The 19,553-nt window shown below is 51.9% G+C and carries 17 protein-coding genes; all 17 read right to left on the bottom strand.

Translation table 11 applies throughout. The annotated features are described in order from the left end of the window. The 17 genes from ENTMO_RS0105230 to ENTMO_RS0105155 all read right to left on the bottom strand — a co-directional run bounded on the left by ENTMO_RS0105230 (position 1) and on the right by ENTMO_RS0105155 (position 19,427). Positions 1-933 (bottom strand): ACP S-malonyltransferase, encoded by a 933-nt coding sequence (locus tag ENTMO_RS0105230; RefSeq protein ID WP_010427862.1) that lies wholly within the window; start codon positions 931-933, stop codon positions 1-3. 10 nt (positions 934-943) lie between these two features. After that, on the bottom strand, positions 944-2,332 hold the full coding sequence (locus tag ENTMO_RS0105225; RefSeq protein ID WP_010427861.1) for a hypothetical protein: 1,389 nt from the start codon (positions 2,330-2,332) through the stop codon (positions 944-946). Then, on the bottom strand, positions 2,329-3,102 hold the full coding sequence (locus ENTMO_RS0105220) for an outer membrane lipoprotein-sorting protein (RefSeq protein ID WP_237702318.1): 774 nt from the start codon (positions 3,100-3,102) through the stop codon (positions 2,329-2,331). The genes ENTMO_RS0105225 and ENTMO_RS0105220 overlap by 4 nt, the downstream gene beginning before the upstream one ends. 24 nt (positions 3,103-3,126) lie before the next feature. Further along, entirely contained in the window at positions 3,127-4,437 is a 1,311-nt protein-coding gene (locus tag ENTMO_RS0105215; RefSeq protein ID WP_010427857.1) for an ABC transporter permease, read from the bottom strand. Further along, the gene (locus tag ENTMO_RS0105210; protein ID WP_010427855.1) at positions 4,438-5,085 is read right to left on the bottom strand and encodes a hypothetical protein; all 648 of its coding nucleotides are present in this window, start codon (positions 5,083-5,085) and stop codon (positions 4,438-4,440) included. Then, positions 5,069-5,776, bottom strand: coding sequence for an ABC transporter ATP-binding protein (locus ENTMO_RS0105205; RefSeq protein ID WP_010427853.1), 708 nt, complete (start codon positions 5,774-5,776; stop codon positions 5,069-5,071). Before ENTMO_RS0105205 ends, ENTMO_RS0105210 begins: the two co-directional genes overlap by 17 nt. 10 nt (positions 5,777-5,786) lie before the next feature. Beyond that, positions 5,787-6,737 carry a hypothetical protein gene (locus ENTMO_RS0105200; RefSeq protein ID WP_010427851.1) on the bottom strand — a complete coding sequence of 317 codons (951 nt, stop codon included), beginning with the start codon at positions 6,735-6,737 and terminating at the stop codon, positions 5,787-5,789. 18 nt (positions 6,738-6,755) lie between these two features. Continuing rightward, positions 6,756-7,973 (bottom strand): beta-ketoacyl synthase, encoded by a 1,218-nt coding sequence (locus ENTMO_RS0105195; protein ID WP_010427848.1) that lies wholly within the window; start codon positions 7,971-7,973, stop codon positions 6,756-6,758. 4 nt (positions 7,974-7,977) lie between these two features. Continuing rightward, a complete protein-coding gene (locus tag ENTMO_RS0105190; RefSeq protein ID WP_010427846.1) occupies positions 7,978-10,536 on the bottom strand; it encodes a beta-ketoacyl-[acyl-carrier-protein] synthase family protein in 2,559 nt (852 codons plus the stop codon). A gap of 100 nt (positions 10,537-10,636) precedes the next feature. Further along, positions 10,637-11,797 (bottom strand): aminomethyltransferase family protein, encoded by a 1,161-nt coding sequence (locus ENTMO_RS0105185; protein WP_010427844.1) that lies wholly within the window; start codon positions 11,795-11,797, stop codon positions 10,637-10,639. A 29-nt stretch (positions 11,798-11,826) separates the two neighbouring features. Further along, on the bottom strand, positions 11,827-12,108 hold the full coding sequence (locus ENTMO_RS0105180; RefSeq protein ID WP_029484982.1) for an acyl carrier protein: 282 nt from the start codon (positions 12,106-12,108) through the stop codon (positions 11,827-11,829). A 21-nt stretch (positions 12,109-12,129) separates the two neighbouring features. Continuing rightward, a complete protein-coding gene (locus tag ENTMO_RS0105175) occupies positions 12,130-12,678 on the bottom strand; it encodes a 3-hydroxyacyl-ACP dehydratase FabZ family protein (RefSeq protein WP_010427841.1) in 549 nt (182 codons plus the stop codon). A 3-nt stretch (positions 12,679-12,681) separates the two neighbouring features. Beyond that, complete coding sequence (locus ENTMO_RS0105170; RefSeq protein WP_010427839.1) at positions 12,682-13,437, bottom strand: SDR family oxidoreductase; 756 nt, start codon at positions 13,435-13,437, stop codon at positions 12,682-12,684. A 20-nt stretch (positions 13,438-13,457) separates the two neighbouring features. Further along, positions 13,458-13,826, bottom strand: a complete 369-nt coding sequence (gene acpS, locus ENTMO_RS0105165) for a holo-ACP synthase (RefSeq protein ID WP_010427837.1) — start codon at positions 13,824-13,826, stop codon at positions 13,458-13,460. A gap of 17 nt (positions 13,827-13,843) precedes the next feature. Then, positions 13,844-14,164, bottom strand: coding sequence for a ShlB/FhaC/HecB family hemolysin secretion/activation protein (locus ENTMO_RS26820; protein WP_272941837.1), 321 nt, complete (start codon positions 14,162-14,164; stop codon positions 13,844-13,846). Between the two features lie 19 nt (positions 14,165-14,183). After that, complete coding sequence (locus ENTMO_RS23855; protein ID WP_272941836.1) at positions 14,184-15,464, bottom strand: ShlB/FhaC/HecB family hemolysin secretion/activation protein; 1,281 nt, start codon at positions 15,462-15,464, stop codon at positions 14,184-14,186. Positions 15,465-15,554: 90 nt separating this feature from the next. Next, positions 15,555-19,427: a two-partner secretion domain-containing protein gene (locus ENTMO_RS0105155; RefSeq protein WP_010427836.1), complete on the bottom strand. Its 3,873-nt coding sequence runs from the start codon at positions 19,425-19,427 to the stop codon at positions 15,555-15,557. Between the last annotated feature and the right edge of the window lie 126 nt (positions 19,428-19,553).

Raw genomic sequence — 19,553 nt, 5'->3', positions numbered from 1 at the left:
TTACATCTCTAATGCTTTTCTGCAGTGCAGAACGCGTTCGGCATTAAAACCGGCAAAATCATTCAGCATTTGACCGAGATAAGGTTTGTTACTCATCTCCAGGAACAGCGGACGCTCTGAATGGTTGATAAATCTGGCGACAGAATCGTTCCATTTCACCGTGTGGGTCAGGTGCAACGACAGATTTTCTTTGATGTTTTCCGGCACGATTTCCATTCTGCCCGTCACGTTCATCAGCACATCATACGCGGGTGAGGTGAAAGGTTGTCCAGCGAGGAAATCCCGCATCAGCTGGACGCCCTCTTCCATTAAACGCGTGTGCCAGGCACCGCTGACGCCGAGTTTGATCGGCTCATAGCCCTCATCCGCCAGCACCTGGGCGAAGTCGCTCAGTGCCGCCGGTGTCCCGCCGATAACCTGCTGGCGCGGCGTGTTGTCACAGCTGATATCCAGCGCAATCCCGGAACGGGTGATGATGTCGCTCAGGGTGGCAAAATCCGCCCCTTTCAGCGCGATCATTGCCCCTTTCTGCTTTTTGCTCACCGCATCCATGGTGCTGGCACGGAAATGCAGGGTGCGGAATAAGGTCTCCAGAGAGACTGCCCCCGCCGCATAGAGCGCACTGTATTCCCCGACGCTGTGGCCGCAGGCCCCCGTCACCCGAAGGTTGGGGAAACGCTCACGGCAAAGGCTATAGAGCGATACGTTGATCGCCGTGACGGCCAGCTGCTGTACCGTGGTCTGGATCAATCTGTTCATCGGCCCCTTGAGGCAGAGTCGGCGAAGATCGAGGCCAGAAATATCGCTGGCGCAATCCCAGATCTGTTTCGTCGTCGAATTCAGATCCCACAGATCGCTGCCCATCCCGATTACCGGGTTCCCTTGCCCGGAAAACAGCAGCACGACAGGCTGCGATGCATTATCAAGCGTCATAGTCATTTCCTTATAAATAATACTTAAAGCCAACATAACCACCGGCGGCATCACCGAAGAATGCAAACTCAGAATTTGCGCTACCCAGTGCGGAATAGACGCCGGTATACGCTTCCAGCTGGTCATCAATAAAGGTCAGCGGTGCGCTGAGGTGCAGCCCCGCCATGGAGCTTTTATCCATCAGGTTGAGGATGAAATAGGGCTGTGCGGTAATCTGATGCGTGAACTGCACGCTGGACCAGGCGTTGAGATAATGTTTTCCCTGCAGCATACCTTTGTTCCCCGTATTGCTTATCTCGGAGGCCATCAGGTATTTATAGGAATCATATGCCCTGTCGAGCGGTGCATAGCCTGTGCCGGTGTTCAAAAAGGTCATCAGATCGCGCTGCTTGCGCCATTCTGATCGCGAATAGCCTTCGCTCTGGTAATAGTATTCCAGGCCGAAAACGTTGAAGGTATCGGAGGTATATTGCCCGCCCACGGCCAGCTCAACGCCCTGTTTCTCTTTTGTTTCATACAGCGAGGTGGGGAACTGATACCGCTCCAGCTCCGCGCTTTTCTCTTCAGACAGATGACGCCAGCGCTGCTCCGCATGCCACGCCACGTCGGCATTGAGCGTGAGCTGAGGGGTGTAGTTGTAACTGTCTGAAAGCGCGACCGACAGCGAGTCGCCCATCAGGACGCGCATCCCCGGCGTATGGTCACGGAAGACATGGGAGGTATAGCTCAGCAGCCAGGACTCACTGCTGTTGCCACGCTGATTCGCAGACCAGTTCCCGGAGGTCAGGTAGTATTCATCCACCGTCGCCAGCTTCGGGATCATCGTCAGCGAAAGCGACTCGTCCCGGTTATCCATCGTCAGCGTTGCAGCCCAGGAGGAAGACTGATAAGCCGAGCGGAGCTGAGGATCGTAAAGCCGCGTCGGTTTTGCACCATCGTAATAATGCGGCGTGAGATCCGAAGGCGAGCGCAGGAAGAAGAGCCCCGGCCTGGACGAAAGCTTCCCGACCTCAAGCTGCAGGCTGTCCGACAGGGTGTAGACCAGCTTAAGGCGCTCAATTAACAGACGTGAACGGCGGTCATCTTCTTCAAACGCACCGAGCTTACGCGGGGAATACCAGGTTAGCCCATAGAGGGATAAATCCAGGTCCAGCGTATCCTCAATCAGCGAACAGCGGCTTGCGACATTCACCCCGGCATCGTTGTAGATATTGTGTCGGGTGTACGGGTTTCGGCCATTGATTCGCCACTCCGAAATCTGTTTTTTAACGACAGACACCTGCTCATACAGCGTGACAGACGTGTTCTTTGCAACGTCACTGCCGGACAGACAATCCGCGAATACGCTGACGGGCAGCGCGGCGAGCATCAGGGTCAAGCCTGTTAATGTACGCTTCATTTCGCGCCTCGCTGAATAGACTCGCGGGTGAACGCCGATTCAGGTAACGATTCATAACGCACATCGCTGTAGGTCATGACGGAATAGCTCTTGCCGTGGCGCGCCTCTTTCACCACGATTTTCATCGGGCGCATTTTGCCTAATACCATCTGGAAATCCTGATAAAGCACTTCTTTGATTAACTTATTGTCCAGCGAGAAATAGGCAGCTTTATAAGGACGGTTATCCCCCTCTTTTTCAACGTAATAATCCACCTTCGGCCAGGTCACTTCAGCCGATTTACGCACCAGTTCCAGCTTATAGCACTGCGTTTCGCCGCAAGGCTCTTCACCCTTCAGCGTGGCGTCGTAGGCATATTCAAAGTTGGTGACAATGACGTCGCCATTGGAAATTTGCCCAATCAGACGCTGCTGGCGAGAGACGGGAACAGGACGGCGGAGTTCTGGCGTGTAGAACCATAAGTCGTACCAGTCAGAGAGCAGCACCTTTCCCTTGTCGCGCGGCGGATAAATAAAGCGCGCCAGGGAGCGGGCATCCGCTTTCATCTCACCTTCTGGCTTCATAAAGCGCATGGAAATATCCAGCACCTGTTTATTGTCGGGCTGCGTAGCACCCGTTTTAAATTCATGGATGGTGAGGGTGTAGCGAAAGGGTTTATTTGGCGAACGGACTTCATCCGCACGACGAATAATATCCACCGCTTTGTCATCGGCAGAGGCGGAATACGCCCCTGCCGACAACAGACAGGCACCCAAAAGGAGTGAGGCCATAACACTGCGTTTCATATCGCTTCCTTACGAGAATTTAAATGCGTCCGAAATATTGAGCCGTGAAGCACGTAATGCGGGTAATACCGACGCCCCCGTGGCGGTCAGGATCGGCAATACCAGGGTTATCCAGTTAAGCGCGACGCTGTCGGTTTTAATAAATGCGGTATAGCCCTGCGATTGCCCCGGCGACGGTGGCATCGCGATACCGTACAGATTAATGACGCTGGCAATGGCGTAACCTATCGCCAGACTGCCAATCGCGCCGATAATGCCGATGAAAATCCCTTCCAGTAAAAACAGGCGGGTCACATGCAGCGGTTTGAGGCCGATGGCTCTGAGCGTCGTAATTTCACGGGTGCGTTCGATAATATTCATCGTCATCGAATTACCGATCATGAAGATGACAATCAGACCGACAATGAGCTTAATAAAGAAATAGATCCCGGATAACAGCCCTTCCACCTGCTGATAAAATATCGAGGCGTCTTTCCAGTCTTTTACGATCAGCGGTAAGTTATGCTCGGCAATAAAGCCACGCAGTTTCGCCGTGAACGCGGCAGTATCGTCTTCTTTCAGCAGGATCAGCACTTTACTCACGCTGTTGGTGCCCATAATACGTTGAGCCGTACCCAGCGGAATTTTCATCGCCACGTCATCGTAGTCTTTGATCCCGGATTCAAAGATGCCGCGTAGCTTCATGGAGAGCGCGCCCTGCCCGCCTTGCGTATTGACCACCAGCACGTCCAGCCAGTCGTCGTAATGCGCATTCAGCGTTTTCGCCAGGCCGCTTCCCAGCGTGATTTCGTCCGTGCGGATGCGGGACAGATCGCTGCCGGTGATTAATTTATCAAACGAGCCCAGCTTCAGTGCCGGTAGTGGTTCAACGCCCAGCGCGGAAAAATAGCTGGAGGTTTCACTCTCATACTGTGAAATAACACCGGTGAACTCCAGCTGACCGGAGAGCGTCGAGATATCCTCAGCCAGAGCCGGATCGTTGAGAATCGCTTTCTTTAATGCCGGATAATCGTCGATCAGGCTTTTGTTTTTATTGGAGGTCTCAAAATAATTTTTGTTATAAATTTGCACATGACCAATATTGGTTCGAATCGTTTGCTCTTTCAAAATCCAGAAAGAGTAATCAATAAACCCGCCGTACAGGAAAATCGACACGCCGCCCAGCATGATGGCCGCCATGGTCGAAAACGATCGCCTTTTGTGGCGAAACAGATTTAAAAAAGCAAACTTCACGTCCCGCGATCGGAATACGACACACCAGAGGACAAAAAGCAGGATCAACAACACAACGCTATTCGCTAACACCATTTCCCCGGACATTTATTTCCCTTTCGCCAGCGGCAACAATACTTCTGTCACTTCGTTGATATCCCACTCTGGCGCACTGCCCGATGCCAGAGACGATGCCGTATTCGCATTACGCAGTTCAATCTCTGCCAGTAACGCGTCTGCCTGCCGCTTGTGTTTGCAACTCAACAGCGCGCGATAACGCATTTCGTTGATGTGTTCCACCAGACCCGCATTGAATACGTCAGGCGTATTCAGCATCTGTTCCGTATCTTTTAACGTCACCACGCAGCGCCCGATTGACGCAGGCAACCAGGCATCGACCCGGGCACGCATATAGCGCACCAGCATGTTGTCTTCATACAGATCAACCGCCTCGTCCAGATAGAAAAAGCCCGTTTTCCCGTACTCAGATGCGCGAATAAAATCGTTGGTCTGGAGAGCGCGATCGGCCTGACGCAACGTTCCGTAGGCATAGAAAACCAGCGAAAGAGGATTGTCGTTGGCTTTGTATTCTTTAAAGAGCGACTGCGTCATCTCTGCAAGCATGTCCGCTTCCTGCGGAAAACCGCTCTTAATGACATGCTCGGCGACGGGCGCCGGTGCGGCTTTAATGTTCCCGACATAGGCCAGGCACAGCAAAAACCAGCAAAGAAGGAAAAAATTACGATTGTGAATCATGAACTAAAACTCCGTCCTTAATTTCAACCACGCGCCGCGCACGCTCTTTAAGCTGGCTTGAATGCGTGGAAATAATAAAAGTGGTGCGCGTCTCCTGATTAATTTTCAGCAGAAGATCCAGAATGGCCTCCCCGGTGACCAGATCGAGGTTTCCGGTCGGCTCATCGGCAATGACCACCTGCGGGTCGTGCGCCAGCGCCCGGGCGATGGCCACGCGCTGCTGCTGGCCGCCCGAAAGCTGGCCCGGTTTACGCTCGGTGAATCCCGCAAGCCCGACGCTGTCGATGAAGTGCAGCGCCCGCTCTTTGGCCTCTTTTTTCCCGACGTGGCCGTTTAACACCAGCGGGAAAAACACGTTATCGAAAACGCTCAGTACCGGTATCAGATTGAAAAACTGAAAAATAAAACCCAAATGCTTGCCGCGGATCGCCGATAATTGGTCTTCCGGCAGATGATTCAGTAATTTTTTCAGAAACATCACCGAACCAACGGTGGGTTTATCAAGTCCCGACAGGATATTTAACAACGTACTTTTGCCGCTGCCGGAAGGCCCGCAGAGCGCCAGAAATTCGCCTTTTTCTATTTCCAGATTGATATTTTTCAGGGCATCGACTTTGCCTTCGCCCGAGCCATAACTCTTATAGATATTGTTCAGCGATATCGTTGGGAGTTCTTTAATTATTCCGCTCATGGAGATGTCGTTATTCCTTGCAATATTCAATGTCGAAATAGCTGTAACCAAACTGCTTGTCGGGAACGATGGTTCTTAATCGCCCCGAAAAATCAGCATGTTGTTTGAGCCAGGCGAAACTTAACGCTGGAGTCAGGCAGCCGCTGGCACCGTAGAGATCAACCAGATCCAGCGTGTTCTTCGCGGGCAGCGTCGAGCGAGACAGCAGGTCTTTGCGCAGGCCCGAAAACGCAATCTGTTCAGGAACCTGGGTGTGCTCGATGGCATCGGCCATGACGTACTGCCCACCCTTCACCCGGATAGCGCTTTCCTGCTGGCTGAAGATGAAACACCCGGCGCGTTCAACCGTTAAATTGACGTCTTCAGCCTTACCTTTGCGCTTCTCTCCCCACTTGAGGGCAATGTCTTCATCCGAAAACACCAGGATCGGGATCGCCCGGTACGCCGTGCAGATCACGACAAAATCAAACACATCCCAGCTCAGGTAGTCGTTCGCCATGCTGACGGCCTGCACGAAGGATTGCTTCTCACCGCGGAGCTTGCAGGTGGGAGCGTTAACCGAGAATTTCTTGACCAGATTTTTGGGCAGCGTGTCGATCGTTGAGATATGCAGCGCGCTGGAAATATTCTCAAACGGCCCGGATTCCCCCCAGGCGTCGACATAAATAAATGCCGTGCGCTGCTTCAATAACCGCATCCGCTCTTTTGTGGGCAGCGCCATAAGCGCGTCATCCGCCGCCTGCTCCATCGCCTCAAGGTATTTTTGATATTGCGGGTTACGGATCATTTCACCGGGATAGAGATCCGGCTGCGTACCAAAACGTTTTAATCCCCAGCCATGAGCGTGGGTGGATTTCATCGCCTTATTGTATAAGTGTGCTTCCCAGGCGTTTAACCAGCTGGGTTGATAGAAATAAAATTTATCTTCCGGCTCAATAAGCGAAAATGAGGATAAATACATAGGGCTCTCCATAATCGTTCAAAGGCCTCGATGAATATCAGACATCACGGCACCGATAATTGAACCATCCACGCCAACCCCTACCTTAAGCAGATGGTTTTTGTGGTGCCCAATGATGCCGCGGTCAATAACAACATGCTGCGCAACGCTATCTATAATGGCGTCGTTGCCCACGGGTGAAATCAGCTCTTTCTGCGATAACGTATGGTGGCCAATAATTAAATCGACGATGCCTGAGCCGGTGGCGGTATAGCCAATCTGGCCTTTATAGGCCAGAACCGGAAGGGTATTTCCCTCAGCAAAGACCTCTATCGCTTTTGCTTCCGCTTTATCACTGATGGATGAGCCGTTGCCGTGCGGAATAATCGCGCACAGATCTTCCGTGCTGAGGTCCGCTTTTTTCATCGCGGCCTGCATCACCTTTAATACATTGGTGCTGAGCCAGGAACTGTCATTGCTTCTTCCGGCACTGATCTGCGTGTAGGTGGTTTGCAGTCGTATCCCATGCCCTGCTTTTCTGGCGCGTCGGTGGCGCGCATTTTCCAGCAGGATCGCGCTGTATCCCTCAGCAAAAAGAACGCCTTTACTGTTTTCACCGAACGGCTGGACCAGGTGCGTATCCAGCATCGACTGGGTATCGAGGAACCAGATATCCTGGGTTTTAATTTTTGAGCAGTTCACCACCAGCACAATATCAACGCCGCCATGCTCAATTGCCTGGCAACCTAAATGCACCGCCGTCATCGCTGAATTACTGGTGCAGTTCATATTGGGCGGTAAATACTGCAGGTGATATTTACGCGCAAGATTTCCGGCAATACGATCCTGCGACATATTATCGACGTGCAGGGTCATTAATGATTTTGTCAGATGAATATCTTCAATATCATTTTTGTTATAGAAACTCTTGAAGGCCATGCCATCGACCCGAGGGCCGATGCCGGTTAAATAAACGCGGGCGTTGCACCCGGCCAGCCATTGAACATCTAATCCGGCCTGGGCGAGTGCATCGTCAATCAGACGATAAAGCAGATCTAATGCGCTATCATCCGTATGATCCAGCGTGGCAATATGCTTATTGCCATCGAACCCACACTTAATTGCCTCGTCGTCGGATTTAAACCAGGGCTTTCTTTCAACACGTTTGCCCAGCTTCAGATTTTGAATAAGCTGAATACTGTCTTCGGCAAACGGCAGACAGGAACTGAACCCCGAAATGATAGCGGCATTATCCACAATATTATCCTTTAATCACAAACGCGTAGTAGTTGCCGCCTTCCGTCGCGCCCACCAGCAGCACGTGCTTCAGGGCGAGCTTCAACGGTTCACGAACGAAGTTGATTCGCTTATCGAAGAACTCAACGGTATGAGGAATGGCGGGAACCGCCTGCTTCTTAATACAGTCAATGATGACGGCCAGGTTAAGCAGCCCGGCAGCAGACGCGACAAAGCCAAAGCAGGCGTTATAGTTCACGACCGGCACGTCCGATTTGGCCTGAGCGAAGGCTTCAACGATGGCATCGATTTCAATGCGTGAGCTTTCATCGCTACCGTTGCTGGTGCCGCAGACCAGATCGATCTCCTGCGCCGTGACGCCGGCATCCTTCAGCGCACGGGTAATCGCCAGCGCCATGGAGGCGGATTTCTCGTCCTGCTGAGAGGCATCGAAATAGCTGTTGCTACAGGCTTTACCGTAACCGACCACTTCTGCCAGCACCTCAGCACCACGCTCTGCGGCGCGCTGCGGATCTTCCAGCAGCAGCATGCAGGCACCTTCGCCGGGAATGTAGCCCTTCGAATCGTTACCGTAGATGTGGTAGTCGCGAGCGTCAGAGGTCATATGGAGCTTGCGGGTGACGGCATCCATATAAAGTGACATCGACGGGAAATACTCGTCCGCACCGCCCACCAGCACCTGCGGCTGCAGATCCTGACGCACGATTTCGTAGCCATAGGTTAATGCGCCTAATGCCGCATTCTCCCCGGTCGCCAGGGTGGTGGTGTAGCCCTTGATCCCTTCGGAAATACCGCAGAACGTAGGGATTGAGTTCATCAGCGAGCCCGGGAACTCAGAGGTTCTGACCTTGCGCGGGTCTGGCTTCAGGCTTTGCAGGTATTTGTAGGTGGTTTCCTGCGGGCCGCTGGACATCCCCATCACCATGCCTAACGCATCGCCATCGCGTTTAATTTTACGCTTCGCCTGTTCCAGCGCTTCGGACAGCGCAATCAGCGCGAAGGTGCCGCCACGGGTGGCTTTACGCGGGTCAAAGCGACGCAGATGCTTACGCGGCTCAAGGCCGGTGACCTGGAAGGTTTTAAAGTGTTCGTTCGCTTCCGGACGGGTGGCCGTCAGCACGCTGAACTCTTCACCAAACAGCGTCTCAAACTGACGGGTTGATTCGAGCACATCCAGCAGCTCTTTCGCCTCTTCCAGCGTGTCTTCCGGGAAGGTGACGCCACCCAGTTCAACGGTATGGTTCTGCTTCCAGACGTTATCGAGGATCTCGTTAACGGTGTGACCAATCGCGGAGACGGCCCCCAGGCCGGAGATTGCCACGCGTTTTTCGTCGTAGGTGCTGACCGGAACAGAACACGGCTCCATGCTGATAATCATGCTGCAGTTATTACCGCCGAAGGCATAATTGTTCTTCATGAAGAGGTTGATTTTCTGGTCGCGGAAGTCGTTTGGGACGTAGTCCAGATCGCAGTTTGGACGCGCGTTGTTGAAATTCAGCGTCGGCAGAACGCGGTTATCCGGCAGCGTCACCAGACACGCGATCAGTTCGACAATGCCCGCCGCACCGATGTTATGGCCAAAGTAAGACTTGGTAGAGCTGACCAACAGCTTCTCGTTGTTGGCGAACACCTTTTTCATTGCCAGCGTTTCGATGCGGTCGTTCGCTTCAGTGCCGGTACCGTGAGCGTTGACGTACTCAATCTGCTCCGGGGTGACGCCCGCGTTTTCCATCGCCTTATGCATCACCTGTACGGCACCGCTGGCGCGCGGATCCGGTCCGGTTTCGTGGAACGCATCGCAGGAGGTGGCGTAGGAGAGGATTTCACCGTAAATGGTGGCGCCGCGCGCGACGGCGTGCTCGTACTCTTCCAGCACCACGGCGCCCGCGCCTTCACCAATCGACATGCCGGAGTTGCCGGAAAACGGCGTGCAGGCTTCCGGATGCATGACGTTCAGGGCATAAAAACCGGCGAAGGTTGGCAGGTAGATCGGCTCTGTCCCGACGGCCAGCATCGTTTTGCTTTTGCCGTTCTGGATATAGTCAAACGCCATGCCGACCGCATTAGGGCTGGCCGTACAGGCGGTCGCAACCAGTTCAACCCCGCCCTGCAGTCCGAGCAGCGTAGAGACGCTGGAGCAGCAGGAAGAGAAACCGCCGGAGAACAGCGCTTTACGCAGGGAGAAATCTTCCATGCGTTGTTCAAACAGCGGTAAGAACGCCTCGGTGCCCGCGGAGGAGACGCCCACAATCAGGCCCGTCTCTTTCAGGTGCGTCTTGTTCTCGGCCAGCCCCGCCTGATTCAGCGCGTCTTTACCGACCTTATAGGCCCAGAGTGCGGCATTATCCAGTGACGCAATAACGTCATCCGGTAATTCTGAATAATCAATATCATGTAACACTTCAGCCGCGCGGGCGTGTTCAAACCATTTTGAAAAACGCACGCTGTCGGTGACGCCATTTTTTTTATTTAATAATGCGTCTCTAAAATCCTGAAGGTTTTCTGCCAGTGAGGAAAGGATCCCAATCCCGGTAATAACAACGCGTTTCCGGTTTGTCTTCATAACTATGTACCACCGTGTACAGACACTAAACAGTGAGAAAGGATCCGTGGCGTGATATTGCCCACGGATATCTCACTCACTGTTAAAGATGAATAATGAATTACAGCGCGCTTTTCGCTTTAGACGCGTCGATAAAGCTGTGCTCAGTCGGATTAACCAGCATGCTCAGGTTATAAATAAATGGCATACCTTTGGTTTTTGCCGCGACAGTTTCCGTATTCGTTTGAATAGAGAAACCGCTGATATCTGACCATGCGTATTCATTTTCCAGCAGTGCCAGGGCAATGAAGCACTGCAGCGCCGGAGAGAAGACCGCTTTCACAACGTTACCCACAGCCTGACCGTCAACCAGCACGCTGTCGCCTGGAGCAATGCCCGCGCATTCCCCTTCGACGATCATGCCGATAACCTTGCGCGCGCCTTCACCGTGAGACAGTTCTTCAACGGCGTCTTTACCTACAAAGCCTTCTTTGTCGTACTGCACGGCCCACTGCAGCTGCAGCTCTACCGGGTTAAGGTTGTAGCCAGCCCACAGCGCGTCATCCCAGCCTGGGTTTTCGATACGCACAATTTTCTGGTAGTCCAGTCCGCCGGTCTGCAGCTGGTATTTGCTACCGTGCTCCAGCAGCTGCTGCCACTGATCCAGCAGCTGTTCCTGCTGGCCCACAACCATGTAGGCGAACTCGCCGTGTTTGCCGCAGCGGAATACCATCAGTTCGTTATCGGTATTCATGTACTCGTAGTAAGGCAGGCCGATGACGTCGAAACCGTGGATTTCGGACATTAGCTCCCAGGAGTAAGGTCCTTCAACCATGATTGCGCCCCAGCTCTGCTCACGCATGTCGGCAATTTCCGGGGTTTCCTGGATATCCAGCTCGTCGGCTTTTTCCAGAAGGGCATTCAGACCCGCGATCAGCTCCGATGACGGGATGTTTTCAGACAGGATGTAATAGCCGTCGGATGAGCAGAGCACGTACACGTCGCCGCGGACGGTACCGTCTTCATTCAGCACCAGAGAGTAGATCCCCTGCTCGTCACGAATAATAGAGACATCGGCAGAGACCAGGTTATTCACCAGGGCCCAGGCGTCATCACCCATCACGCTGACGATGGACATGTGTGAATAGTCCACCAGCAGGGCATTTTCACGTACGGCTTTGTATTCCACCATCGGATCATGATAGGCAGAAGGAACATTGGCATTGTTGTAAATGCCCATTTTCGCATTGTTTTTCAAATGGAAATCATAAAGAGACTTCATAACGGGATCCTGTTATTCGCAAAGATAAATTAAGCTTTTTTCTTCTGGATGATAAACGTCGCCAGATTATTGATACTTCTCATATAAGAAGGGTCGTCGCTTTCGTTAACTTTAATATCGAAAACTTTATCCAGCATGACCACGATTTCCGTTGCATCGACGGAATCCAGCTTTAAGCCATTGCCAAACAGGGCTGTATCATCATCAATTTGAGATTCATCGCGCTGAATATTTAAACGCTGAATAATCTCGGTTTTAATTGTCATCAGCACGTCCTTGCGCTGGTCAATTTCATTTTTCATTGTTGTCATGGTATTAACTCTCTCAGGGGTTTACTTACTTTCGCGGTAATTAATAATGGTGCCGTGGCTGATTAATCGCTTTCCGACGTTTGCCGTCACGGAATAGTGCTTAAAGCCATGAGCATCAGAAAATGCCAGCTTGCTGGTGACTTCAATCGAGTCGCCAGGGTAGGCAATATCTTTAAATTTTAAATTCTGGGCAGCCAGTACGCCGCGCACCTGAGCGCGGCGGGTGCGGATGATCTCCCGCATCTCATCACGCGTGATGAGCGCATGGATATCGCGTAACGATTTGAGTTCACCGCCGTACGTCTCGCTGTAGATATCGCAGATATCGGTGAGGAACGAGAGGTACTCACTGGCCTGACCAAAGATTTCAGAAATAATCACCCCGGGCATGATCGGATCGTCCGGGAAGTGCCCGAGCAGATAAGGCTCGTTATAGGTGATGTGCTTCGTCACCTTCACAAAGCCATTTTCGCCGTATTTGAAGTCATCAATTCTGTCGACCATCAGCAGCGGCTGACGCCAGCCGCCCATTTCCAGAAAGATCTTCGAGGGGATAACGTATTTAGACATAACTCACCGCATCACCAGGCCGCCATCGATAACGATGGTTTGACCCACAATGTAACTGGACGCAGTCGAGCCCAAATAGACGACGGTATTGGCCACCTCGTCACATTTGCCCAGACGACGCAGCGGAATAGAGGCGGTCACGCCGCGCACCACCGTGCGGGAGACTTTTTTCACCATTTTGGATTCAATCATCCCCGGCGCGATGGCGTTGACGCGCACGCCGTACGGTGCCAACTCGGCAGCCAGCGTGCGGGTGAAGCCCAGAATCGCCCCTTTAGACGCGCTGTAGTTCGCCTGCCCGACGCTTGGGATAATGGCCGCAATGGACGCGACGTTGATGATGGCCGGGTTTTCTGAAGAACGCAGCAGCATTAACGCCTCTTTGGTCAGGCGGAAAATACTGAACAGGTTGGTGTCCACCACCTGGCTGAAATCATCAAAGCTCATTGAGGCAAAGAGGCTGTCTTTCACAATACCGGCATTGTTTACCAGCACATCCAGCTTGCCGACGGCTTCCGTCAGGTGAGAACAGAGCGCAGAAACGCTCTGCGGATCGGCGAGGTCGCACTGAATAATAGACAGCTTGCTACCCGCCGGATGCGTCTCTTTCAGCTCCGTTAACTGCGTAGCATTTGATTTATACAGCGCGTAAACATCGCAGTCCTGATCGAGAAACTTCGCGCAGATCGCCAGACCAATATCTCCGCTCGCTCCGGTGACCAGAACCGTCTTTTCCTTAAGATCGTTATATTGATACATAATATTCACAAATAGTTAGGTTAATAAAGTATGACAACGGCAGTCGCATAATTCTGACAATGCGAAATACTGAGCGAGGCATTCTCGAGCTGCTTTTCGACAAGCATCTCTTTTACTCGCCCGGAAAAAATAAAATGGGGGCAACCCAATTCGTCATGGCCAATTTCGATATCCTTAAAGGTGATCCCGTCGCGATATCCACAGCCGAGCGCTTTGACGACCGCCTCTTTTGCCGCCCAGAATCCCGAGGCGCGTTCATAATTCGGGTCTTCGCGGTTAATTTTTATATTTTCCTGCTGGGTAAAGACGCGATGTAAAAAATCGGTCTGCCAGTTTTTTATCGCCCGCTCTATTCGCGAAACTTCCACGATGTCCGTGCCGATACGCATTTTTCGTACTTCCCTGTTCAGAGCTGATAAGAAACATTCAGATTAAAATTAAATTTATTCACGTCCATGCTGCCCGGGTATTTTACCGGCATGGAGATTGACGAATCGTACGCCAGGCTTGTGACGTTGCCCTGAATACCTATTGTGCTGCCGATGATAATCTCTTCGCCGTAGAGGCTGTCCCGTCTTATATGGCCTGCGTCGACACCCAAATAGTAGTTAGCGTCTATGCCCCGCACCGGACGATAAACGGTATTTTGCAGGTAGTATCCGCTGTTCCCGGTGAGACCCACGCTGTTTTCAAACCCGCGCACGCTCCAGCGGTCGCCCATCGTCATTTGGTCCTGCAGCGTCAGCTCACGCGGCCGCGTATTGCGCCAAAAAAAAAGCGTTATACACATTGCCGCCGAGCTGGCGGGTATAGTTGCTTTCAACATTAACAAGCTGGCTGACAGGGCTGACGTTGCCATAGATCATATCGGGCGTATGTTCCGCCCCGAACCAGCTCAGGAATCGCTGCCAGGAGAGCGACGAATCCCAGTGAGCATTCACTAACTGCTGCTTATAGTTAACGCCAACCTTGACGTTATCCATATCGCGCTTCTGCAAGACCAGCTCTTCCCCCTCCACCGTATAGCCAGATTTCCGGCGTATCAGCTCGGCGCTGCCGCTCACCTTGCGGGTTTTATCCCGATAGAGCATGCGTGATGCTTTGAGGTTTGCGTAATCACTTTTCCCCGCATAGTCCACGGTGGTGTAGAAAAGCGGAAGGGTCTGACGCGACTTGCTGGTGCTGTAGAACAGAGAATAGTTCCAGTAGCCTACCGGCAGCGCGTAGTAACCACTCACACTTTCATAGCGGCCATTGGTGCTTTTTGTTCCCGCGAGATAAAACAGGTCGCTGAAGCGGGCAGTGTTGTACAGGTAACCCACTGCAGAGGTCAGATACTGCCCCGTTTCTTTCACACCCCAGTTGTTATAGCTCGCCCGCACGCTCCAGTTTTTTTCGCGGTTCGTGTTGATGTGAATCGTGCTATATCCCTGCTTTGTGCCCGGTTCGATGTTGATTTTGACATCAACACCCGGCTCCTGCTGGAGGTTTTCCAGTCCCTGCTCAATATCGCGAATATTCAGGATGTCTTCTTTCGCAAAAGGCAGCATCAGCGGATTAATGTCGTTACTGTCGACAATAATCTTTTCAATTTTCCCTGCACTCACGGCAAGCTTCAGCGTGCCGGACGCAATGTTTTGCGTTGGGATCGTAATACGGGTGGTGATGTAACCCGCATCAATATAAAAATCTTGCAGCGCCGCGGCAATTTTCACCACGCCAATACTGCCTACACAGCGGCCGAGGATCTCTTTTTTGATTGCCCTGTCGGTCTTACGCTGAAGAAAATCATTTTCAAGAACCAGAGACCTAATCGTGAAGCAGTTCTCTTCTTGCGGTAAATCATTCAGCCTGAATACTTTACGTTCGGTACTGGAATAAACGTCCTGCCGGTACACCTTTTGTTCTTTGAAAGTATTCAAATCGGCATTTTGCTGCTGCTTAATCAGGTTATTAATACCCTCTTCCGCGAAGGCATGAAAACTTAACAGCAACAATAAAGGTAAAAATTTAAATCGCGATTTCATTAACTTTCTCAGAAAAAAAAAGGCAGCAGGGTCTCGTTCTGACTTTGCGCTATCAGGCGATAGCTGCTGCCTTGTATTACACTTTACACATTACAGACCGACAATAGCGCCGGTATTGGTCACTTTATTCGCATTAAGTTCCATACCAGACAGACCGCCGAATACAGCATCGCTGCCGCTGTTCGTCAAATTGTTGGTCGTGATACCGGCAACACCGTAACTCACCATATTCAGGTAGTTATAAATATTGCCTGCCGTTTTCACCAGCAGGGTATAATCGCTCACGATATTACCGCGGTTATTAATGTCGGCACCGGCATTAATCGCGATATTCTGCGCAAGGATATTGCTGTTGGCGTTATTGGTTAAATGACGCTGAGTATCAATCTTAACGCTGGTCACACCCACGATGTCTTTATAGTTCTCAACACCGTTCAGGGCATTAATCGCCAGTGCGTTACCTGAAGAGATGGCATTGCGGTTAGTCAGTGCACCTTTCAGGATATTGAAGTTCAGATCGCCTTTACCGCTGATCCAGCCGTAGTTGGTGACGCTGTTATCGACAGTCAGATTAACGTTCTTGTCTGACGCGATAACGCCGGTCGCCGTGTTGTTCTCCATGCTGCCATCGCTGTAGTTGCTCAGCGAACCTGCGGTCACGTCAAGGTTGCCCGCGCTGTAGGTGGTTGCATAGTTGTTATAGAACGTACCGGCTGCTTTGATAACAGCATCCGCACCGCTTACCAGCATCGCACGGGTGTTATCCAGCGTCCCTTTGGACAGCACGCTCAGCGCACCTTCATCCGCGATGATGCTGCTGTTGTTGTTGTAGACGTTCTGACCAGAAAGCGACACACCTTCACGACCAATCATGCCGCCAACATCGCCCGTCACGCCGAAGGTTTCGCCATGATTACGAACAAAGTTGTTACCGTCACGGTTTTCAATGTTCCCTGCCGCGTTAACGGAGAGCTTATTGTCCGCCACGATCATTGCGGTGTTGTTGTACACAGTGCCTTTTGCATCGACGGTAACGTTCTTACCTGCGATCAGACCGTTGTTGTTATCAACGGTGTTAGCCGCCAGTTTGATGTCACCCGCCTGCGAAAGAACTGAACCACGGTTGCTGTCGAAATTACCTGTCAGCGCCAGATCGATATTGCCGTTTGCTGCAACCCGACCGTAATCGTTATTCAGTCGATTCGCTTTCAGGGCAATGTCGCTACCGGACAGGATTTGACCGTAGTAGTTATCTACCGTTCCACCTGCAGTGATAGTCACGTCGCCAGTCTCAGAGCTGATTTCACCGCGGCTGTTGTTCACGTTCCCGGCGGCAGTCAGCGTTAAATCACCGACCGCTTTGATTTTGCGCGAGTTGTTATCAATGGTATTGGCACTTAAGGTTGCATCGCCATAGCTGATCATATTCAGATCGTTATAGATATTGCCTTTCGCGCTCAATGCCAGGCTGCTGTCAGCAACGATATTCCCGCGGTTATTGATGTCATAGCCCGCGGAGATCGTAACCTTATCGCCAACCATGTTGCTGTTGGAGCTGTTGGTCATGCCACGCTGGGAATTCACCACCAGATTCTCGCCAGCGGCAATATCTTTCAGGTTTTCGATACCGGTCAGCGCGGACACCGTCAGTGATTTCTCAGCAGAAACGGTATTACGGTTAGTGAAAGAACCGTTCAGAATGTTGACGATGGCATCGCCCAGGCTGCTGATCCAACCATAGTTGGTCAGGCTGCCCTTCAGATTCATGGTCAGGTTCTTATCCGCCGCAATTACGCCCGTTGCATTGTTATCTTCGAGCGCGCCGTCGCTGTAGTTGCTCAGGCTATTGGCCTCGATAGCCATGTTGCCCATGCTGTAAAGGGTGGAGTAGTTGTTGTTCAACGTACCGCCAACCTTGATGTTTGCATCCCCTCCGCTCACCAGCAGTGCGCGGGAGTTATCCACGTTGCCTTTTGCCAGCAGGGTCAGCGGGCCATCTTCAGCAACAATACGGCTCTGATTGTTGTAGATGTAGTTCCCGGAGAGCGAAACGCCTTCTTTACCGACCATACCGCCGTTCTGTTGCGGCATACCGAAGTAGGTGCCGAACGCAGAACCAAAATCGGTACCGTAGCGGTTTTCGATGTTATCGCCCGCAGTGACGCTCAGTACCTTGCTCGCAACGATGAACGCCGTGTTGTTGTTCACGCCTGCGTTGGCATTAATGGAAACGTTTTGTCCCATAATGAAGCCGCCGCGGTTGTTCAGGGCGTTGGACGCCAGAGCAACATCGCCCTCTTCAGAGCTGTAAACGCCGATGTAGTTAGTGATGTTGCCACCCACCGCAACGCTAACGCCGGTTTTACCCGCCACGCCGCCGTTGTCGTTACGCATAGAGGCCGCTTTGGCGATCACTTTGCTGGTGGAGTTCAGCTTGCCGGAGTAGTTATCAATAGCGCCGGCACTTTCCAGGGAGATATCGCCATTCGACGCCATCTGCCCACCGTTGTTATTGATGCTGTTCGCCGCAATCTGTACGCCCTTCTCGGCGATAATGCCTAAAGAGTCATCGCTGGCGGTATCGGCCGTTTTGGTCGATCCATTGTTGACCGCACCTTTGGCTGCGATTTTCGTGAAGCCACCTGCAGAACGGATCATACCTCTGTTGTTGTCGACGTTGCCGCCGCTGACAACGTTCACATCACCCAGGGAGTCAACCAAACCGCTGTTGTTGTTCACCGCGGCAGACTCAAGGCCAACGTATCCGCCCTTAATCTGACCGTTGCTGTTATTCAGCGTACCGGTTTTCAACGCCACGATACCGGCTTCAATCCCGACCGCATTACCTTTACCGTAGTTGGTTAAGGTATTGCCGTTGGTGTCGGCCGCCAGCATACCCGCCGCCGCCATTTTGCCGTTGGTGTTGTCGACAGCGCCGCTGTTGACATAGAGGTCAGCCATCGTCGAGATGTTGCCCGAACGGCTGTTGTTGAGGCTGTTTTTGTTGGTGTCCAGCGCGATGGTACCGACGGAGGTAATATCCCCGGTGGTGTTGCTCAGTGCGCCATTGGTTTTGATATTGATCTGACCAGAGGACTCAATGCGTGCATTGTTATTCAGCAGCTGGCCGTTGGCGTCAATATTGACCCCATTGAGACCACCCGCAATAACGCCCTGGTTACGGACGCCGACACCGCTTTCGGTGCTGGCGAGGTTGATCTTGTTGGCGTACATGCCGCCAAGCGCAGCAACGTCAATGCTATTGGCATTACGCGTACCGGCAGCGGTTACCGACCCGGTCACCTGGCCAGCAGCGTTAACGTAGTTATTGCCCGCCACAACGTTCAGCTCGTTAGCGGTGACTTTATCCGTCACCACGACGTTACGAGACAGAATTTCAGTTGGGCTGGAGTTATTCAGTTTACCCAGGGTAATGGTGCCACCGTTGACGGAATAACCCGCCAGCTGGTCATTCTGAATATCCGGCGTACCGGTCGTCAGGGTCAATTTACTGGTGTTAATTGAACCACCACCGTTAACGGTAATACCGTTCGGGTTGGCGATAATTAAATCTGCCTTATCACCTGCGACTTCCATCATGCCGTTAATAGCAGAGGCATTTTTCGAGGTTACTTCGTTCAGAATAACTTTCGCTGAGCCGGAGGTCAGGTTACTGTTACCCTGAATCTGGCCTGCCAGAACGGTATTCGCTCCTGCCGCACTGTTATTAAAGATCAGACCGTTCTTGTCCACGTTTAACTTGTCATACACATTATGCGAAAGCCCCTTATCGTTGGCTTTGTTAATGTTAATGACAGGCACGTTTCCAGCAGAAGCAACGATACCGTTCTTCATGCTGATCTCTGCTGTGTGCGCAACAAATGGCAGAGCGAGCAGAACCGAAACGGCAACAGGGTGCCACTTAAGCTCTAATTGAAAGACATTATTCTTTTTACTTTTCATTATTACCTACTCTTTATTACGGAATCATTACATTCTTTTAGAAATATAACTTCGCCACTCTAAATAATTACTTCACATCCTATGATGATTGACCTCCTGTGGTTTCCTTCCATTTCATTAATTAGA

Origin of the sequence: Enterobacter mori LMG 25706 (genome assembly GCF_000211415.1) — a bacterium.
GTDB lineage: Bacteria > Pseudomonadota > Gammaproteobacteria > Enterobacterales > Enterobacteriaceae > Enterobacter > Enterobacter mori.
Note: the sequence above shows the minus strand (reverse complement) of the source record. Positions and strands in the feature narration are given on the sequence as shown.

Excerpts from the sequence above, each read along its gene's own strand:
- ENTMO_RS0105230 (WP_010427862.1), bottom strand. The coding sequence starts at position 933 with ATGACGCTTGATAATGCATCGCAGCCTGTCGTGCTGCTGTTTTCCGGG.
- ENTMO_RS0105225 (WP_010427861.1), bottom strand. The coding sequence starts at position 2,332 with ATGAAGCGTACATTAACAGGCTTGACCCTGATGCTCGCCGCGCTGCCC.
- ENTMO_RS0105220 (WP_237702318.1), bottom strand. The coding sequence starts at position 3,102 with ATGGCCTCACTCCTTTTGGGTGCCTGTCTGTTGTCGGCAGGGGCGTAT.
- ENTMO_RS0105215 (WP_010427857.1), bottom strand. The coding sequence starts at position 4,437 with ATGTCCGGGGAAATGGTGTTAGCGAATAGCGTTGTGTTGTTGATCCTG.
- ENTMO_RS0105210 (WP_010427855.1), bottom strand. The coding sequence starts at position 5,085 with ATGATTCACAATCGTAATTTTTTCCTTCTTTGCTGGTTTTTGCTGTGC.
- ENTMO_RS0105205 (WP_010427853.1), bottom strand. The coding sequence starts at position 5,776 with ATGAGCGGAATAATTAAAGAACTCCCAACGATATCGCTGAACAATATC.
- ENTMO_RS0105200 (WP_010427851.1), bottom strand. The coding sequence starts at position 6,737 with ATGTATTTATCCTCATTTTCGCTTATTGAGCCGGAAGATAAATTTTAT.
- ENTMO_RS0105190 (WP_010427846.1), bottom strand. The coding sequence starts at position 10,536 with ATGAAGACAAACCGGAAACGCGTTGTTATTACCGGGATTGGGATCCTT.
- ENTMO_RS0105185 (WP_010427844.1), bottom strand. The coding sequence starts at position 11,797 with ATGAAGTCTCTTTATGATTTCCATTTGAAAAACAATGCGAAAATGGGC.
- ENTMO_RS0105180 (WP_029484982.1), bottom strand. The coding sequence starts at position 12,108 with ATGACAACAATGAAAAATGAAATTGACCAGCGCAAGGACGTGCTGATG.
- ENTMO_RS0105175 (WP_010427841.1), bottom strand. The coding sequence starts at position 12,678 with ATGTCTAAATACGTTATCCCCTCGAAGATCTTTCTGGAAATGGGCGGC.
- ENTMO_RS0105170 (WP_010427839.1), bottom strand. The coding sequence starts at position 13,437 with ATGTATCAATATAACGATCTTAAGGAAAAGACGGTTCTGGTCACCGGA.
- acpS (WP_010427837.1), bottom strand. The coding sequence starts at position 13,826 with ATGCGTATCGGCACGGACATCGTGGAAGTTTCGCGAATAGAGCGGGCG.
- ENTMO_RS26820 (WP_272941837.1), bottom strand. The coding sequence starts at position 14,164 with ATGACGATGGGCGACCGCTGGAGCGTGCGCGGGTTTGAAAACAGCGTG.
- ENTMO_RS23855 (WP_272941836.1), bottom strand. The coding sequence starts at position 15,464 with ATGAAATCGCGATTTAAATTTTTACCTTTATTGTTGCTGTTAAGTTTT.
- ENTMO_RS0105155 (WP_010427836.1), bottom strand. The coding sequence starts at position 19,427 with ATGAAAAGTAAAAAGAATAATGTCTTTCAATTAGAGCTTAAGTGGCAC.